We start from the raw sequence: 17,467 nt of genomic DNA, 5'->3' as shown, positions 1-17,467 counted from the left end.
GGGAGGACCACCGTGAGTACCGAGAAATCGCCAACGCTGCGCCTCTCCTCGGGAGTCGTGCGTGGAATCGCGGAGAACGGGGTCCTGCGATTTTTGGGGATTCCTTATGGTGAGCCGCCGGTGGGAGATCTTCGGTTCGCCAATCCCGTTCCCGCACAAGCGTGGAGTGGCGTGCGAGACGCTACCGAGTTCGGTCCCACCGCGCCTCAGAGCCAGTACCCACACCCGATGTCCGACTTGCTTCGCACCGTCGCGATCGCAGGCGAGGGCATCCTGACGGTAAATGTCTGGACCCCCGAGAACGCTGCTTCTGCACCCATCGTCGTGTGGGTCCATGGTGGAGCGTTCGAGCGCGGCACCTCGGCACTTCCCGGCTACGACGGCAGCACGTTCGCTCGCGACGGCGTGGTCTTCGTCTCCCTCAACTATCGCCTCGGCGCGGAGGGCTTCTCCGTCCTCGACGGCGCACCACTCAACCTCGGCTTGCGGGATGCCGCGCTCGCACTCGAATGGGTGCACCGTGAGGCGCCCGCCTTCGGGGGCGACCCGTCGCGCATCACGCTCATGGGCGAGTCGGCTGGCGGCGCGATCGTGGCATCGCTGCTGTCGCGCCCGGACAGCCTGGCGCTCGTCTCGGGAGCAATCATCCAGTCCGGCCCTCTCGACGCACCTGACACCGACCATGCGGGGCGTGTGACCCGGGCACTGGCCAAGCACTTCGGCATCGCGCCGACCAGAGAGGCGTTCCTTGAGGTCAGCCCCAGTGAACTTGTGAAGGCGCGCACCCTCATGGCGGCGAACTCGTCACCGCTCGCGGGAGCACCCAGCCACTCGGTCGCCGTCGACTCCGACTCTCTGCCTCTCTCGCCGCGTTTCGCGCTCCGCGATGTGGCGGTGCCGGTTCTCATCGGCACCAACACCGACGAGTACCGCCTGTGGCTGAGCCCCGACACGATCGCCTCCATCGGACCCGTGAAGGGGTTCATCGCCAGCCTGGTCGCACGGATGCCGCGGCGAGCCCTGCGGGAGGTGCGGGCCGCACTCCCCCACTCTTCGCCCGGCGAAGTACTCGGACAGGTGCTGACCGACCGCATCCTGCGCGCCCCAGCGACGGACGTCGCGAACAGCCGCGCTGCACCGACCTACCTCTACGAATTCGCGTGGCGAAGCCCAGTCCGCGACCTTCGGGCCGCCCACGCGGTGGAGATGGCCTTCACGTTCGACGGAGTCGACTCTGCTGACGCTCTTGCCCTCTCCGGGCCGGGTGCACCGCAGCAGCTCGCCACCGAGATGCACGACGGTTGGGTACGGTTCATCACAACGGGTGATCCGGGTTGGCCTGCGTTCGACAGCGTGAGACTCACCCGCGTGTACGACACCGAGTCGCGAACGCTCCCGCAGCGTCGCGCAGGAGTGGTTGACGCGCTTCTCACTGGAGTCTGACCGCTAGGGCACCGCTCACGTCAGACGCGATGCTTGTCTGCCAACCTCGCGCGGCGACGGAGAACGGCGAGGAGCACTGCTCCCGCCAGTACGAGCAGTGCCGCGGCGGGCGCCATCGGCGCGACTTCCTGGCCGGTGGCGGCAAGCGCCGGCGCGCTGTCGCCACCACAGCCGCCGGTTGGTGGCGTGCCCTGGATCTCACCCCACGCCCTACCGCTCACGGCCTGCCCGTCGATCGTTCCGGTGTAGGAGAACAGTCCCTCGTACACCGCGCGCCCGAGTACGTCGATCTCCTGGAACGGGTGGTCGACCGCGCTGAAGACAACGTCCACGGCGGGTCTGCCCTCGCCCGCCGCGAGCGTGACGTGATCAGCGAGCGTGTAGACGTAGCAGCTCTGGGGAGAGGTCCACTCGCTCCCCGGGACCGCCTCGACCTCGATCGCAGATTGCGACCAGTTTGCGGTCGGGACGAGGGTGCCGTTCACGTTCTGCGTGGAGCCCTCGCCAGCGAGCATGGCGTAGTAGAGGTCTCCGACGTCGGCCTGGCTCGTCTTCGCGACCAGGAGGCCCTGCCCCGTCTCGGGCATCATCATGGAGAACTCGGTCCACTGGTACCCGTTGCGCACAATGTAGTTGGCGGTCTCGTTGTAGGTCTCGGTGAGGTTATCGAACCACAGCGTCCCAGAGGTGCCACCGACGGATAACCCGCCTCGAGTGATCGACCACTCGTCCACGTGCAGAACGGGCATCGAGTAGTACTGCGACCCCTGCCCTGTCATCGGGTCGTTAGTGGCCGCGAGGTAGGCGCCGATGTCGCCGCCGTAATCGTTCGTGATGGGGCCGCGCTGATCATCCGTCGGGATGCCACCAACTGGCGTGCCATCGAACATCCAGAGCGGAAAGAAATCGTTCGGCCCGTAGCCCCATTGGACGATTCCGGTGGGATCCGTCACCAGTGCCTCAAACGTTGTGGGCTCGGTCACGCCGCTGCCCGCGTACCCCGTCGTGAGGGCAGCGGTGAGCAGGTAGCTTGTCCCGACCGCGCCGGGCGCACCGGTGATGGCTGTCATGGAGATCCACTCCACCTCGCTGCCGGTGGTTCCGAGCACATCGATACTCCACGGCTCGTAGTCGATGGATATGTCGGCAGTGGCCGTGGTGGGTGGCAGGTCCGGCAGCGCGAGACCGTCGACGCCGCCGATGATCGGGCCGGCGTTCTCGCCGAGTCGGTTGAAGATGAATCCGGCCTCCTCAACCGTGATTGGTATCGGGAGGCTCGGGTCGAGCCACGACAGCGGATTGCCCTGCGACATCATCGCGACTGAGTTCGTGCTGCCGTCGCTGCCGACGAGCTCGCCGAAGAATTCGAAGGACTGCGAGTCGTACTGAGGCAGACCGGTGGACAGATAGGCGCGAAAGCCCGTGCAGTCCACGCCCTGCGCGAGTGGGATCGCCGAGTACTGTGCGATGTCACCGAAGTCGGTCGCCGGGATGCCCGGATCAACGCTGCTCGAGACGCACGCGGGCGGAACCGCCAAGGCGGAAGCCTCGCGGCCGTGAGCGGCGGTCGCAGTACCGTCACCGCCGACGGCCGCGACGACCACTGTGCCGAACAGGACTGTGGACACAGCGGCGCGCAAGAGCATGGGAGCATGCTATCGGGCATGGACTCATCGGCTCCATCGCGACCACGCGAAGACATATCGGGTTGCTCAGTTCGCTGACAGGATGAGGCGAATATCGCCCTCGGGGGCCCATCCGACGATGTGCTGTCGCTTCTGCAACTGCGCGGCCCGCGAGAGTTGTGGGCGTCTGTCCGGTCGAGGATGCCGGCTCCGGTAGTGTCGATGCCAGTGACACGGGGTGCCCATCGGGCTGAGATCACACCCGTCGAACCTGATCTAGTTCGTACTAGCGAAGGGATGTCGCACATGTTGCGCACGCCATTAACCCTGCTCACCGCAAGCTCAACTGCCCTCGGGGAGGTGAGAGCGGCTGGGCCCCTTGTGCAGTGCCTCACCAATGTCGTGACGGTCAACTTTGTCGCCAACACACTCCTCGCGCTCGGTGCTTCCCCCGCGATGGTCGACATCCCCGGGGAGGCCGGGCCCATGGTCGGCGCTGCATCCGCCGTGCTCATCAACCTGGGCACGCCAGCGGCCGGGCAGCGCGACGCCATGATCGAGGCTGCTGAGGCGTGCGCCCAGCTGGGGCGCCCGTGGGTGCTCGACCCTGTCGCCGTCGGCGCCCTGCCGGTGCGCACCGAACTCGCAGACGCTCTTCTCGCCTTGCGCCCCACGGTGATCAGGGGCAACGCGTCGGAGATTCGCGCCCTCGCCGGCGCTAGCGCTGGCGGGCGCGGTGTCGACTCCTCCGACGGTGTCGACGAGTCCCTCGAGGATGCCCGTTCGCTTGCTCTCTCAACAGGCGGCGTCGTTGCGGTCTCCGGGCCCGTCGACCTCGTGACCGACGGGCACGCCGTGGTGAGAATCGCGAACGGAAGCCCGCTGCTGACTCGCGTCACGGGAGGGGGGTGCGCGCTCGGAGGTGTCGTCGCTGCGTTCGTCGGCTCCCACGACGACACCCTCGAGGCCGTCGTTTCCGCGTGCACGGCGTACGCGGTTGCCGCCGAGCACGCGGCGGCCGCAGCTCACGGGCCCGGCAGTTTCTCGGTCGCGTTTCTCGACGCCCTCGCGAACCTGTCCGGCAACGACGTGCTCACGTCGGGCAACCTCTCGTGAACCTCTCCCTCTACCTTGTGACCGACACGGATGCCGCGGCGCGAGCCGGACGTACCGTGCTCGAAACGGTTGCCCTCGCCGTTGACGGAGGGGTCACCGCGGTGCAGGTGCGCGACAAACGCGCGGATGCCCGGAGCCTGCTCGCCCTCGTCACCGCCGTGGGCCGCACCGTACCCCCAGGGGTGAGCGTCATCGTCAATGATCGGGTTGATGTGTACTTGGCCGCGAAGCGCGAGAGTTCCCAGGTTGCGGGAGTACACCTCGGGCAGAGCGACCTTCCGGCAGAGCGCGTGCGGGAAATCGTGGGCCCGCACGCCGTGATCGGGGTGACCGCGTCATCCGATGAGCAGATTCGTGCGGCCGCGGTATCGCGTGGCCGCGTTGACTACGTGGGCCTCGGCGTCGTGCGCGAGACGTCGACCAAGACCGACGCGCCACCCGCCCTCGGCGTCGACGGCATCGTGAGGCGAGCCTCGCGCTGCCCCCTGCCCGCCGTGGCCATTGGCGGAATCGTCCTCGACGATGTGGCCGCACTGCGCGCAGGAGGGCTCGCTGGAGTCGCCGTGGCGTCAGCGATCGGTGGCGCGCGCGACCCGGAAGCGGCCGCGCGGGACTTCGCACGGGCGTGGGGTGCGGCATGATTCCCCGCGTGCTGAGCATCGCGGGCACCGATCCGACCGGGGGTGCTGGCATCCACGCCGATCTCAAGAGCATCGCCGCGAACGGCGGCTATGGCATGGCCGTGGTCACCGCGCTCGTCGCACAGAACACGCGAGGAGTGCGAAGCATCCACGTGCCACCTGTGGATTTTCTTGCCGAGCAGTTGCGAACTGTGAGCGACGACGTCGAGATCGACGCCGTGAAGATCGGGATGCTCTTCGACGAGAACATCATCGCAACGGTTCGCGCGTGGCTTGCCCGCACTGCGCCGCCCGTTGTCGTGCTCGACCCTGTGATGGTGGCCACGAGTGGTGACAGGCTCCTCTCGTCACGCGCCGAGGACGCCGTGAGGTACCTCCTCACCGACGTCGACCTCGTCACTCCCAACCGACGCGAACTCGCCGTGCTCGTGGGCACCCGCGACGCCTCGACCTGGGATGAAGCCCTGGAGCAGGCGCAGGTACTGGCCAGCGAGTACGGAGTCTCCGTTCTGGCCAAGGGGGGTCACTTCGAGACCCCGATCACCATGGATGCCTACATCGATGGCGCAACGGGCACAGTGACCGAGTTCAGCGCGACTCGGGTAGCCACGAAGAACACCCACGGCACGGGATGTTCGCTCTCCTCCGCCGTCGCAACTCTCCGTGTGCGACACGGAGCATGGGAGCCCGCGATCGACGAGGCGAAGACCTGGCTCACCGACAGCCTGAGCGCAGCCGACGACCTCCAGGTCGGGCAGGGCAATGGACCGATCTCCCATTTCGCGGCACTGTGGCGGCAGTCCGCTCCTCCGCTCCCTGCGAGCCGCGTGGCCGAGGAATGGTGGACGGATATCGCCCCGATCCGGGAGTCGACAGACGCCCTGCCCTTTGTTCGTGGCCTGGTGGACGGCAGCCTCGAGCGAGGTGACTTCACCTGGTACCTCCAACAGGACGCCCTCTACCTGCGGGATTACTCGCGAGCTCTCGCCCACGCGAGCGCTCTCGCCCCCACCCGCGAGGAGCAGGCCTTCTGGGCGACGAGCGCCCATAGTGCGATCGCCGCGGAGCTCGATCTGCACACCCACTGGCTCGACACCGATGAGCTGTTCGTCGCGGAACCCAGCGCGACCACGACCGCCTACGTCGATCACCTGCTCGCACTCGCCGCGCGCGGAGACTACGGCGAACTCATCGCTGGTCTACTCCCCTGCTTCTGGATGTACGTCGACATCGGCGAACGGATGCTCAGCCACGCGGCATCCGAGAACCCCTACCGTCAGTGGCTCACCACCTATGCCGACCCCGCGTTCCGTGATGCCACGACCCGCGCCATCGAGTACGTGACCTCTCACGCTGGGCATGCGCTTCCCGAGCACAGGCGACGGATGCAACGGGCCTTTCGCACATCGGCACGCCACGAGCACGACTTCTTCACGGCGCCTTCCGGGCGAAACACGGACTCGGACGCACGGGACGCTGTCGCGTGGGACCCTCATGGAGCCGCTTGACGACCCCCCAATCTGGTCGTGCAGAGCAGGGTTGCGGAGATCATGCGAGAGCCTGCCCGGCAACGAGGGCAAGCACCGTTGTGGTCATGCTCCTTCGTGAGGTGTGGGGCCGGCGGATTGCGGCGCTCCGCGAAGCGCCACGATGTCGAGACGGGAAATCCGGTTGTTGTCTACGTGGACGACGTGGGCGAACGTGCCCCCGGAGATTCTCCTCCCACCTATCGAGCGAACAACCTGGTCGACGTGCACTGCTAGGACGGACTCGGAAAGATGGGCAATGGGGCCAACCGTATCGGTCGTTCGAGTGCGGACCCATTGTTCTCGCCAGTACTCGGTGACTGCGGCTCTACCGTGGAGACGCCGGCCGTCACCTTCGGGCCAATCGACGTCGTCGGTGATCAGCGACATGAGGCGGTGAAGATCCTGAGCGTTGTAGGCGTCGTACGCGCTCCGGAGTTGTTGGGCGTCCACGTCTGATTCACCGACGCCCGGACAGAGCTTGGATCTGCTCCACTATCAAGTCAGGACGGGTGATGAACGGATGGTGACCGGTGGGAAGTTCGACAGATCGCGTTGCCCTTCCCGCATGGAGCCGCTGGAGCTCGACTGACGTGCTGCGGTCCCGACTGCAGATGATGTAGGTCGAATCCACATCTTCCCATCCGGCAACGCTGGTCGGAGTCGTGAACGCGCTGGCGGCCTGCCTGGTCACGCGGGCCCATGCTTCGCGCTGCGTCTCGTCGTCGGCATCCTGGAGGAACCGTGCCCCGAAGGTGCTGGCGTCGTAGCCGTTTGCGCTCAAGGTGCCATCGCCATTGTCGCCGATGCTGACCGGATCGGTCTCGCCGCTCATGATCATGCCCTGCGTCTGTCCGACGGCAGGCAGGTAGGACGATACAAAGAGAAGGTGCTGGACCGCGGGATGCGATCCGCTCTCGGCGATGACGGTACCGCCGTAGGAGTGTCCGACCACGATGGCTGAATCCCCCACCTCGTCAAGAGCAGCCCGCAGCGCCGCAGCGTCGGCAATGAGGCCTCCTTCCTCCCTGGCTTCGCCGCACGAGGGCAGCGCCACAGCACGGCTGTGAATCCCTGTCGTTCTCCTCAACAGGTCGGCGGTCTCCCGCCACCACCACTCGCCATCCCGCACTAGCGCGCCATGCACGAATATCAGCTCCACGGAATCTCCTTCTCTTCTGGGTACTATCTACGATAGACGTAGCAATAACTACGCGAAAAGGAGTGGGATGGGTCGGCGGAAGCAACCGGAGATCGCCAGCGACCTCCTTGATCGATGCACCGACTACTCGTTGGCGAACGGGCTGCCCGATCGACTCGAACCTCTCGCGCGGGCGGCTGGCGCGTCTGCGCGCATGCTGCTGTACCACTTCGGGACCCGAGACGCCTTGCTGAAGGCGATTCTCCAGCGGGCACGCCAGCGCCAGGTCGCCAGCTTCACCGACTGGCTGCGCGCCCGAACCAATGAGGCTTACACCGACACCCTGGCGCGGGCATGGACCGAGATGACCGGCCCCAACGGGCAACCGTTCGTGCGCATGTTCAATCAACTTCGGGAGAGTGCGGAGCAATCACTCTGGCCCGATTTCAGACGCATCGCGACAACCGATTGGCTGGAGCCACTGGAAGTGGGACTCGGCACTATCAATCGGCCGGAGCTGGCGACCCTCGTCCTCGCCGTGATACGCGGCCTGCTGATGGATCGCGAAGCCACCGGAGACACCGCACGAACCGATCGGGCCTTCTTCGAGTTCCTCGGCAGCCTTGGTGACGGCGCGACGGGGAATAGTGGCTAGACGCACCTGAGCCTCCCCGAAAAAGTGGTACTTCCTTCACTTCCACCGTCCGGCGCGCTACTGTCAGGCATGGCCTTCAGAATGAATCGACGGATCAAGATCGCAAAGGGGCTTAGTCTCAACGTCTCGAAGAGCGGCGTCTCCACCTCGGCAAAAGTTGGCCGCGTCACCGTCAACTCCCGCCGCGGTGCGACCGTCAACATTGCCAAGGGTGTCTCGTACAACACCGGCTCGGGCTCAGCCGCTCGCCGCGGCAGGGCCGCACCCGTGGCGCTCGGCGCGGTTGCGGTGACGCCTGCCGGACCTCGAACCTACCGACGACCGTTCGGACGTATTCGAGGCTGGGTGTTCTGGACTGGAGGCATCTTCGCTGCCCTGCTACTCGGTGCTATCCCAGCGATCGGCCCGTTTCTCCTGCTGTCGGTGATTGCAGGTCTCGTCGCAGTGTGGCTCACGACCCCGAAGCAGATCGCGGGCGACCGGTCCGCGCCCGCGACGGTCGGAGGGACATCGGTCGAGCCGCCCGAGTCCGTCTAGCTTCTCCTCCCACGATCGTTGGCACTCACCGGCCCGATCAGTCCGAGGCGCGCCTGACGCCGTGGTGGCGTCTGCGCACGGACGGCGGCGGCGATGGCTGCAGAATTCCCGCGAAAGCGCGTAGAACGGCTATCTGCAACGAGCCGTGCAAGACAAGGAAAGGCCCCATCTCCGGTCTAGTGGAGATGGGGTCTGTCGTTTCGACTTTCCGCGGAAGTTGCTCCCACGGAGATCTTGTCGGGCTGCGTCCCACCGGCACGGCCGTCACATCGCGGTAGTGGGAACGCGCTGGCCGCGCAGGGTGCGATGCGCCGGAACCGGCGTAGCGGGGCCCATCTGTGTCGCGCGATCGAACGACTGAGGGGCCGTCCGCAATGGACGGCCCCTCAGTCGTTGAGTCGGGCTGACAGGATTTGAACCTGCGACCCCTTGACCCCCAGTCAAGTGCGCTACCAAGCTGCGCCACAGCCCGTGACAAACAACTGGAATAGCTTAGCGTGTTCGCGCGTTGCCAACTGCACACCTCCGGTATGCCCAAATGTCAGAGGGATGGTGCACAATGTTGACAACGTGAACTTCCCGCGGGCACCTCTGCCCGCGGTCTGCACCTCTGGCCTCCACCACGACAGGAAATCTGTGACCGAACGCACCATCCCCAGTAACAACGAGATCGACCCTGCTGGCCTCGAGGCTGGCGTTCCTCAAGCTGCCAGTGGAGAGGTCATGGATGCGCAACACGAGACGCACGTAGTAACGAGTTCGACTCCAGCCGTCGATACGCCCGATCACTCACGACGCAACACGGTCGTGATTGCCCTCATGCTGGCCGCAACGTTCGTGGTGTTTCTCAACGAGACGATCATCGGCGTCGCGCTCCCCCGCCTCATGGAGGATCTGCGCATCGAGCCAAGCACCGCGCAGTGGCTCTCCACTGCGTTCATGCTCACCATGGCGATCGTGATCCCGGTAACCGGTTTCCTCATGCAGCGCCTCAACACGCGCACGGTGTTCATTCTCGCGATGAGTCTGTTCAGTGCGGGAACGGCGATTGCTGCGGTGGCACCTGGCTTCGAGCTGCTGCTCGCGGGGCGCATCGTGCAGGCCGCGGGAACCGCGATCATGCTCCCGCTGCTCATGACGACCGTGATGACCCTCGTGCCACCCCACTCTCGTGGGCGCGTCATGGGAAACATTTCGATCGTCATGTCAGTGGCGCCGGCCGTGGGGCCCGCAATCGGTGGCATCATCCTCGACGCTCTCGACTGGCGGTGGATCTTCATCCTCGTACTGCCAGTCGCCATCGCGGCGCTCGCCATGGGCGCGATGCGCGTGCAGAACGTCACGACGCCGACAAAGGCACCCGTTGACGTCCTGTCGATCATCCTCTCGGCCTTCGCGTTCGGTGGACTCGTCTACGGCCTGAGCCTGCTCGGCGAGTCGGCGGCGGGTACCGCTCCGATCGCGCCGTGGATCCCGATCATCGTGGGTGTGATCTCGCTGGCCCTCTTCGTGTGGCGTCAGCTGATGCTGCAGCGGTCCGACCGAGCGCTCCTGGACCTGCGCACCTTCACGCGCCGCGGCTTCGCAGTCGCTATCGTGCTCATGGCCGTCATGATGGCAACACTCTTCGGCACGATCATCCTGCTGCCCATCTACACGCAGGACGTTCTCGGCCTCTCGCCCACCGTAAGCGGGCTCCTCGTGGTACCCGGCAGCCTGCTGATGGGTCTCATGGGCCCCGTAGTCGGTCGCCTCTACGACAAGGTGGGCCCACGCCCGCTGCTCGTTCCTGCGTCCATCCTGGTGAGCGCCTCACTGTGGTCGTTCACCTTCCTCAGCGAAACAACACCGTGGTACGTCGTCATAGTCATGCACGTCGCGCTCTCGATCGGTCTCGCCTTCATGTTCACGCCCCTTTTCACGAGTGGCCTGGGCGCGCTGCCGCCGAACCTGTACTCGCACGGCAGTGCGACCATCGGCACGGTTCAGCAGCTCGCGGGGGCCGCGGGAACAGCGCTGTTCATCGCTCTGCTCACTGCGGGCGAGATCATGCGCGCAGCGGAAGGCGCAGACGATGTCATTGCTCGCGCCACGGGCGTGCACTGGGCTTTCCTCGCAGGCGCGATCATCTCGCTGTTCGCGATCGTGATTACGTTTTTCGTACCCAAGCCCGACCCGGAGCTGGCTGGCACCAACGCGCACGGAGGGCACTAGCGACTGGCTGTGTGGCTGCGAGAGCCTGAGCCGTCGCAGCCACACTGCCAAGAGCAGACCTCACCCACGCGGTGACTGTCGCGCGAAGTTCTTAGCGCTTGCGCTTCTCGCGCACCCGCATGTTCACATTGATCGGCGTGCCCACGAAGCCGAAGATCTCGCGCAGTCGACGCGTGATGAAACGGCGGTACTGCGGGTCGAGGAAGCCGGTCGTGAACAGCACGAATGTCGGCGGGCGCGACGACGCCTGGGTGCCGAACAGGATGCGCGGCTGCTTGCCACCGCGCAGGGGGTGCGGATGCTCGGCGGCGAGCTCCGAGAGCAAAGCGTTGAACTTTCCCGTCGGAATACGGGTGTCCCACGACTCGAGGGCCGTCTCCAGAGCTGGAACGAGCTTCTCCAGGTGCCGACCGGTCTTCGCCGAGATGTTCACGCGTGGTGCCCAGTCGACGTGCGACAGGTCCTGCTCGATCTCGCGCTCGAGGTAGATGCGGCGCTCGTCATCCAGCAGGTCCCACTTGTTGTAGGCCAGCACGAGGGCGCGGCCCGACTCGAGCACGAGGTCGATGATCTTGAGGTCCTGCACGCTGATGGGGACCGACACGTCGATCACGACCACGGCAACCTCTGCACGCTCAAGGGCGGCTGAGGTGCGGAGGGTCGCGTAGAAGTCGGCACCCTGCGCAAGGTTCACCCGACGACGGATGCCCGCAGTGTCGATGAAGCGCCAGAACTTGCCGCCCAGCTCGATCTGCTCGTCCACCGGGTCGCGTGTGGTGCCGGCCATGTCGTTGACCACCACGCGCTCCTCCCCCGCCGTCTTGTTGAGGAGGCTGGACTTGCCAACGTTGGGGCGACCGAGGATGGCGACGCGGCGCGGGCCACCCACCTCCTCCTTCGCGACGGACGAGATCTCCGGCAGCACGGTGAGGACGTGATCGAGGAGGTCAGCGACACCACGGCCGTGGAGCGCGGACACGGGCCACGGCTGGCCGAGGCCGAGGGACCAGAGGGCTGCTGCCTCGGGCTCCTGGTACGCGTCATCCACCTTGTTGGCGGCAAGGATGACGGGCTTCTTGGTTGCGCGCAGCATGCGTACAACGTGCTCATCGGTAGCGGTCGCGCCGACCGTGGCATCCACGACAAACAGGACGGCGTCCGCGAGATCGACGGCGATCTCGGCCTGGGCTGCAACGGAGGCGTTGATGCCGCGGGCGTCGGCCTCCCAGCCGCCCGTGTCGACGATCGTGAAACGGCGGCCGCCCCACTCGGCCTTGTAGTTGACGCGGTCACGGGTCACACCCGGAGTGTCCTCGACGACGGCCTCGCGGCGGCCGAGGATGCGGTTCACGAGCGCGGACTTGCCGACGTTCGGGCGTCCAACGATCGCGAGGACCGGCAGCGCGGGGAGGTACGTGATCGCATCCGGGTCCTCCGACGCCGAATCGAGGATGTCGAGGTCCTCGTCGTCCAGGTCGTAGTCGCCAAGCCCCGCACGGAGGGCTTCCGCACGGCGGGCCGCCTCGTCCTCATCGATCGAGGTGATGCGCTCGACGAGCGCGGAATCGAGTTCGGGGAAGTCGTCAGTCTCATCGACGTCGGCCATGGTCAGTCCTTATGGTTCAGCTGCGCTCGGCTCGCGGACCACTCAGCCTGTGGTGGATCGAACGAGGGCGACGACCGAGGCGACGGTCGCCTCGAAGTCAAGTTCTGTGGAGTCGATGGTGGTCACGCCATCGGCGGCATTCATGAAATCGACGACCTGCGCATCCTTCGCATCCCGCGAACTGAGTTCCCGAGCGGTCGCCTCGGCCGAAACCCCGGAGAGTTCGGCTGAACGCCTCGCCATTCTAACTTCTTCGGAGGCTGTGAGGAGAATCCTCACGTCGGCATCGGGAGCCACCACGGTCGTGATGTCCCGGCCCTCCACCACGATCCCCGGCATCTCGGTGGACACGATGATGCCGCGGAAGAGGTCGACGAGGTACTGGCGCACCTCCGGGATCCTGGCGATGTTGCTGACCGTGGACGAGATGGCGGGCTCCCGGATGTCCGTCGTGACGTCCTCAGATCCCACCCGCACGAAGTACCCTTCGGGATCGGTGCCGATCGCGAAGGCAAAGCTCGGGAGGGATTCGATGACGTCGGCCGGACCGTGAGTGTCGATGCCCTCGTGGCGGCAACGCCATGCGAGCGCGCGGTAGGCGGCTCCCGTGTCGAGGTACGCGAATCCGAGCGAACGAGCGGCAGCCCGCGAGACGCTCGATTTTCCGCTACCCGCGGGCCCATCAACGGCAACGACGACGGTCATGCTGACAACTCCGAGATTCTCCAACCACGAGCGGTCAGTTCCGTTGCGAGGCGCTCCTCCGCTTCCGGGAGCACGGAGATCTCGGCGAGGCCGATCTGCGCGCCCGGCGAATGCTCGAGCCGGAGGTCCTCCATGTTGATTCCCGCTTCTCCGATATCGGTGAGGAGACGCGCGAGCTGACCCGGGGTGTCATTGACGATGACCACCAGCTGGGCGAAGCGTGCCGACTGCCCGTGTTTGCCCGGGATGCGCGCTACCCCGGCATTTCCGCCGGCGAGAGCCTCCGCGATCGCACGGCGGGAGCCCCGGGCATCCGGATCCTCGAGAGCGGCGAGCAGGCTATCGACGTCGTCGCGGTATTTGCGGAGCACGTCAACGACCGCGCCGGAGTTCGCGCTGAGGATCTGGACCCACAACTCGGGATCACTCGACGCGATGCGCGTGGTGTCACGAAGGCCCTGCCCCGCGAGCGACACGGCCGCCTCGGGCGCGTCAGTGAGGCGGGTGGCAAGGAGGCTCGCCACCACCTGCGGCACATGCGAGACGAGCGCAACGTTGCGGTCGTGCTCCTCGGTGGACATCTCGAGGGGAATGGCACCCAGATCGAGTGCGAGCTGTTCGACGGCAGCCGCGCGCCGGTAGCTGATGCCGTCGTGACCGGCGATCACCCACGGGCGCCCGATGAAGATGTCGGCGCGAGCGGAGATCGCGCCGCTGCGTTCGCGGCCTGCCATGGGGTGGGAGCCGATGTACCGGCTGACGTCCGCGTCAGCGGCGATGAGCTCCGCGAGGGGTCCGGCCTTCACGCTCGCGACATCGGTCACGAGGGCATCGGGGAACGCGGCGAGCTCGGCGGCGACCGTCGCGGCCGTAACATCCGGCGGCACGCACACGACGATGAGCTCGGGGGCATCTCCATCCGCGGCGCGGCGGCCAGCTCCGTAGTCGACGGCGAGCGCAACGCTCGACGGCGACGTGTCCGCGAGCGAGACGTCGACGCCGCGCGCAGTGAGCGCGAGCCCGATGCTGGTGCCGAGGAGCCCGGTTCCCACGATCCGAACGGGGCCGGCAAGGCGGCGATCAGTCACGGTCTTCCTCGGTCTCGGTGTCATCGGCGGCCGCGGCATCCTGTCCGCCCGATCGGGACAGGGTCAGCACTCGGCCGAGTTCCACCTTAGTGAGATCGCGGGTCTGCCCGACGGGCAGTGTGCCCAGGTGAAGAGGGCCGAACTGGCGGCGCACGAGGTCGATGACGGGATGCCCGACAGCATCCATCATCCGGCGCACGATCCGGTTCCGTCCCGAATGCAGGGTGAGCTCGACGAGCGTCTCGCGCCCCGAGCCTCCGGGAAGAGCCCTGGCCTTATCGGCGACGATCGGGCCGTCCTCAAGATCGAACCCGGCGAGGAGCTTGGCGATGGTCTGCGCGGTGACGACCCCCTGCACCTTCGCGATGTACGTTTTCATCACGCCGAACGATGGGTGGGCGAGCACGTGGGCGAGCTCGCCGTCATTGGTCAGGATGAGCAGGCCCGAGGTCGCTGCGTCGAGTCGTCCGACGTTGAAGAGTCGCTCGGGGTAGTCCTTGGTGAACAGTCTGAGATCGGGGCGCCCGCTCTCGTCGGCGAGCGAGCTCACCACACCGACCGGCTTGTTGAGCATCACGTAGCGCTTACTCGTGTCGAGCTGGATGGCTACACCGTCCACGGTCACGAGGTCGGTGGGAAGCACCCGTCGACCGGGCTCGGTGACCTTCTCGCCGTTGACCGTCACACGGCCCTGAGCGATGAGATCCTCGGATGCTCGTCGCGACGCCACGCCGGCTGCAGCCATCACCTTCTGAAGCCGCTCGCCTTCGGCGGCCGGATCAACGCTGCTCATCGAACCCCGCAGACCCGTCGTCGAGAAGTGGGGAGATGTGGGGCAGGTCGTCGATCGAGTTCACACCGAGCTGCGTGAGGAGCAGCGGCGTGGTCTCGTAGTGGATCGCGCCGGTCTCACTGTCCGTGAACGCCTCGGTGATGAGCCCACGGCTCAGCAGCGTGCGGACCACCGAGTCGACGTTCACGGCCCGGATCGACGCGATCGCACCACGACTGATCGGTTGCTTGTACGCGATCACGGCGAGGGTCTCGAGCGCGGCCTGGCTGAGCCTGGTGGGGCTCTGGGTCAAGACGAAGTCGCGCACCACGATGTCGTGCTCAGGGCGCACGTAGATGCGCCAGCCGCCGCCGACCTCCCGCAGCTCGAACCCACGGCGCACTCCCCCGGCTTCGCCATCGTAATCGGCGACGAGGCGTTCGATCGACTGGCGCACCGCAGGCACGGGGTGCCCGACCGCAGTCGCGAGGTGCACGAGGCTCTGCGGCTCATCGGCGACCATGAGGATGGCCTCAATCGCGCGCTCGACGTCGGATACCGCGGGCTGCGGGGCTGGGGTCGGCGCTTCGGTGGTGGATTCTGCGGTCATCTCGTCCTTTGACGTGTCAGTGTCCATAGTCTGCTCCGAGGTTCGCGAGGCTGTCGTCGGACCACTGCTCTGCCGTCCACTCGATCGTGAGATCGCCGAGTGGCTCGGCCTGCTCGAAGGTGATGAAAGCACCGCGGTACAGCTCGAGCACGGCCAGGAACCGCGCGATGATCACGCCACGCTGCTCGGCTCCAGCGATGAGCTGCCGGAACGACATCGGCTCGCCCTGCCGCAGCATGGAGACGACGTGCGCGGCCTGCTCACGAATACTGACGAGCGGGGCGTGCAGATGGTCGAGTCCGACAGACGGAATCTCACGCGGCGCGAAGGCGAGCGCGGCGAGGGCCGCGAAATCCTCCGCTGAGAGTGTCCACACCAGTTCGGGCACCTGCCTGCGGTACTTCTCCTCGAGCCGCACGGCCCGAAAGTGACGGGATGACTCGGCGTCCAGTCGCTCGGAGAACCACCGTGCCGATTCCTTGAACGCGCGGTACTGGAGTAGCCGGGCGAAGAGGAGGTCCCGGGCCTCGAGCAACGCGACATCCTCCGCATCGACCAGTTCGCCCTGGGGAAGAAGCCCGGCGACCTTGAGGTCGAGGAGAGTCGCCGCGATGACGAGGAATTCGCTCGCCTCATCCAGTTCCTCCTCCGAATCCAGCCCGCGGAGATAGGAGATGAACTCGTCCGTCACCGCCGAGAGCGAGACCTCGGTGATGTCGAGCTCGTGCTTCGAGATGAGGGACAGGAGCAGATCGAACGGCCCGTTGAAATTGGCGAGCGAAACCCGGAACCCGGGGGCGTCGGTCTCGAGCTCGCCTACCGGGTCAGGCGACCGCGCCACGCGAAATCAACTCTCGTGCCAGCTGGCGGTAGGCCTCGGCGGCGGCGTGTTCCGGCGCGAAGCTCGTGATGGGCGATCCGGCCACGCTGGCATCCGGGAACTTCACGGTGCGACCGATCACGGTCTCGAGAACCTGGTCGCCGAACGTCTCGACGACACGCTCGAGAACCTCGCGGGAATGGAGGGTACGTGCGTCGTACATGGTGGCCAGGATGCCGTCCAGCTCGATCGCGGGATTGAGCCGGTCACGCACCTTGTCGATGGTCTCGACGAGCAGCGCGACACCGCGGAGGGCGAAGAATTCACACTCGAGGGGAATGAGCACGCCGTGCGCGGCGGTCAGGGCGTTGACAGTCAGGAGGCCGAGCGATGGCTGGCAGTCGATGAGGATGACGTCGTACTGGTCACTCACCTTGCGCAGCACTCGGGCGAGGATCGTCTCGCGTGCCACCTCGTTGACGAGGTGAACCTCGGCGGCGGAGAGGTCGATATTGGCCGGGATGACGTCGAGGTTGGGGACGCTCGTGTGCACGATCGCTTCGGACGGGTTGGCGATGGTGCCGAGAAGCAGGTCATAGATCGTGGGCACGTCGTGAGTGGCCACGCCGAGCCCGGCTGACAGGGCACCCTGGGGGTCGAAGTCGACTGCGAGTACCTTGCGGCCGTACTCAGCAAGGGCTGCGCCCAGGTTGATGGTTGTGGTGGTCTTGCCCACCCCACCCTTCTGGTTGCAGAGCGAGATGACGCGAGCGGGACCGTGTCCGCGAAGCGGCTTCGGAACAGCGAAGTCGGTGAGCGGGCGGCCGGTGGGACCCGTTGCCGTGGCCTCGAAGCCCGGCAGGAGAGCCGAATCCTCGCGCTGCGCTGTCATTCTCACAGTGTACGGCGGCACCTCTCGTGAGCCCGGCGGCCACACACCCGGCCGCGCAGGGTCGCCTCTACCTCTG

17 protein-coding genes, 1 tRNA gene and 1 riboswitch are annotated in these 17,467 nt (G+C 66.3%); of the genes, 7 read left to right on the top strand and 11 right to left on the bottom strand.

The window, feature by feature from the left end; genetic code table 11:
- Positions 1-12: 12 nt before the first annotated feature.
- On the top strand, positions 13-1,443 hold the full coding sequence (locus HDC94_RS08630) for a carboxylesterase/lipase family protein (RefSeq protein ID WP_179496693.1): 1,431 nt from the start codon (positions 13-15) through the stop codon (positions 1,441-1,443).
- Between the two features lie 20 nt (positions 1,444-1,463).
- Here HDC94_RS08630 and HDC94_RS08625 read toward each other — a convergent pair whose 3' ends face one another.
- Positions 1,464-3,089, bottom strand: coding sequence for a hypothetical protein (locus HDC94_RS08625; protein ID WP_179496692.1), 1,626 nt, complete (start codon positions 3,087-3,089; stop codon positions 1,464-1,466).
- Between the two features lie 203 nt (positions 3,090-3,292).
- Positions 3,293-3,383: riboswitch (TPP riboswitch) on the top strand.
- On the opposite strand from HDC94_RS08625, the gene thiM reads away from it, so the two are divergent.
- The 3 genes from thiM (at position 3,375) to HDC94_RS08610 (ending at position 6,333) form a co-directional block, all read left to right on the top strand.
- Complete coding sequence (gene thiM / locus HDC94_RS08620) at positions 3,375-4,184, top strand: hydroxyethylthiazole kinase (protein ID WP_179496691.1); 810 nt, start codon at positions 3,375-3,377, stop codon at positions 4,182-4,184. (Overlaps the previous riboswitch by 9 nt.)
- Positions 4,181-4,825: a thiamine phosphate synthase gene (gene thiE, locus HDC94_RS08615; protein WP_179496689.1), complete on the top strand. Its 645-nt coding sequence runs from the start codon at positions 4,181-4,183 to the stop codon at positions 4,823-4,825. The genes thiM and thiE overlap by 4 nt, the downstream gene beginning before the upstream one ends.
- Positions 4,822-6,333 (top strand): bifunctional hydroxymethylpyrimidine kinase/phosphomethylpyrimidine kinase, encoded by a 1,512-nt coding sequence (locus HDC94_RS08610; RefSeq protein WP_218870525.1) that lies wholly within the window; start codon positions 4,822-4,824, stop codon positions 6,331-6,333. Before thiE ends, HDC94_RS08610 begins: the two co-directional genes overlap by 4 nt.
- A gap of 84 nt (positions 6,334-6,417) precedes the next feature.
- Here the strand turns inward: HDC94_RS08610 and HDC94_RS14955 are convergent, their stop codons facing one another.
- Both HDC94_RS14955 and HDC94_RS08600 read right to left on the bottom strand, forming a co-directional pair.
- A complete protein-coding gene (locus HDC94_RS14955) occupies positions 6,418-6,804 on the bottom strand; it encodes a nuclear transport factor 2 family protein (RefSeq protein WP_179496687.1) in 387 nt (128 codons plus the stop codon).
- 7 nt (positions 6,805-6,811) lie between these two features.
- The gene (locus HDC94_RS08600) at positions 6,812-7,513 is read right to left on the bottom strand and encodes an alpha/beta hydrolase (RefSeq protein ID WP_179496685.1); all 702 of its coding nucleotides are present in this window, start codon (positions 7,511-7,513) and stop codon (positions 6,812-6,814) included.
- A gap of 67 nt (positions 7,514-7,580) precedes the next feature.
- Between HDC94_RS08600 and HDC94_RS08595 the strand changes: the two genes are divergently transcribed.
- Together HDC94_RS08595 and HDC94_RS08590 are read left to right on the top strand one after the other, a co-directional pair.
- Positions 7,581-8,147: a TetR/AcrR family transcriptional regulator gene (locus HDC94_RS08595; RefSeq protein ID WP_179496683.1), complete on the top strand. Its 567-nt coding sequence runs from the start codon at positions 7,581-7,583 to the stop codon at positions 8,145-8,147.
- 69 nt (positions 8,148-8,216) lie between these two features.
- On the top strand, positions 8,217-8,684 hold the full coding sequence (locus HDC94_RS08590; RefSeq protein WP_179496681.1) for a DUF4236 domain-containing protein: 468 nt from the start codon (positions 8,217-8,219) through the stop codon (positions 8,682-8,684).
- 398 nt (positions 8,685-9,082) lie between these two features.
- Here HDC94_RS08590 and HDC94_RS08585 read toward each other — a convergent pair.
- Positions 9,083-9,156, bottom strand: a tRNA-Pro gene (locus tag HDC94_RS08585).
- Between the two features lie 251 nt (positions 9,157-9,407).
- Between HDC94_RS08585 and HDC94_RS08580 the strand changes: the two genes are divergently transcribed.
- A complete protein-coding gene (locus HDC94_RS08580) occupies positions 9,408-10,898 on the top strand; it encodes a DHA2 family efflux MFS transporter permease subunit (protein WP_179498957.1) in 1,491 nt (496 codons plus the stop codon).
- A gap of 91 nt (positions 10,899-10,989) precedes the next feature.
- Here the strand turns inward: HDC94_RS08580 and der are convergent, their stop codons facing one another.
- Genes der through HDC94_RS08545 form a run of 7 tightly spaced genes read right to left on the bottom strand, consistent with a single transcriptional unit; the run spans position 10,990 to position 17,391 of the window.
- A complete protein-coding gene (der, locus tag HDC94_RS08575) occupies positions 10,990-12,504 on the bottom strand; it encodes a ribosome biogenesis GTPase Der (protein ID WP_179496679.1) in 1,515 nt (504 codons plus the stop codon).
- Between the two features lie 42 nt (positions 12,505-12,546).
- On the bottom strand, positions 12,547-13,209 hold the full coding sequence (cmk, locus tag HDC94_RS08570) for a (d)CMP kinase (protein ID WP_179496677.1): 663 nt from the start codon (positions 13,207-13,209) through the stop codon (positions 12,547-12,549).
- Entirely contained in the window at positions 13,206-14,321 is a 1,116-nt protein-coding gene (locus HDC94_RS08565; RefSeq protein WP_179496674.1) for a prephenate dehydrogenase, read from the bottom strand. The genes cmk and HDC94_RS08565 overlap by 4 nt, the downstream gene beginning before the upstream one ends.
- Complete coding sequence (locus HDC94_RS08560) at positions 14,290-15,090, bottom strand: pseudouridine synthase (protein WP_179496672.1); 801 nt, start codon at positions 15,088-15,090, stop codon at positions 14,290-14,292. Before HDC94_RS08560 ends, HDC94_RS08565 begins: the two co-directional genes overlap by 32 nt.
- Positions 15,077-15,679, bottom strand: coding sequence for an SMC-Scp complex subunit ScpB (scpB, locus tag HDC94_RS08555; RefSeq protein ID WP_179498955.1), 603 nt, complete (start codon positions 15,677-15,679; stop codon positions 15,077-15,079). The genes HDC94_RS08560 and scpB overlap by 14 nt, the downstream gene beginning before the upstream one ends.
- Positions 15,680-15,695: 16 nt before the next feature.
- On the bottom strand, positions 15,696-16,520 hold the full coding sequence (locus HDC94_RS08550; RefSeq protein ID WP_179496670.1) for a ScpA family protein: 825 nt from the start codon (positions 16,518-16,520) through the stop codon (positions 15,696-15,698).
- A complete protein-coding gene (locus HDC94_RS08545; RefSeq protein WP_179496668.1) occupies positions 16,504-17,391 on the bottom strand; it encodes a ParA family protein in 888 nt (295 codons plus the stop codon). The genes HDC94_RS08550 and HDC94_RS08545 overlap by 17 nt, the downstream gene beginning before the upstream one ends.
- Positions 17,392-17,467: the final 76 nt, after the last annotated feature.

Source organism: Leifsonia sp. AK011, assembly GCF_013410945.1.
Taxonomy (GTDB): Bacteria; Actinomycetota; Actinomycetes; order Actinomycetales; family Microbacteriaceae; genus Rhodoglobus.
The sequence above is the reverse complement of the archived record's forward strand: the minus strand, read 5'-3'. Positions and strand labels throughout refer to the sequence as shown.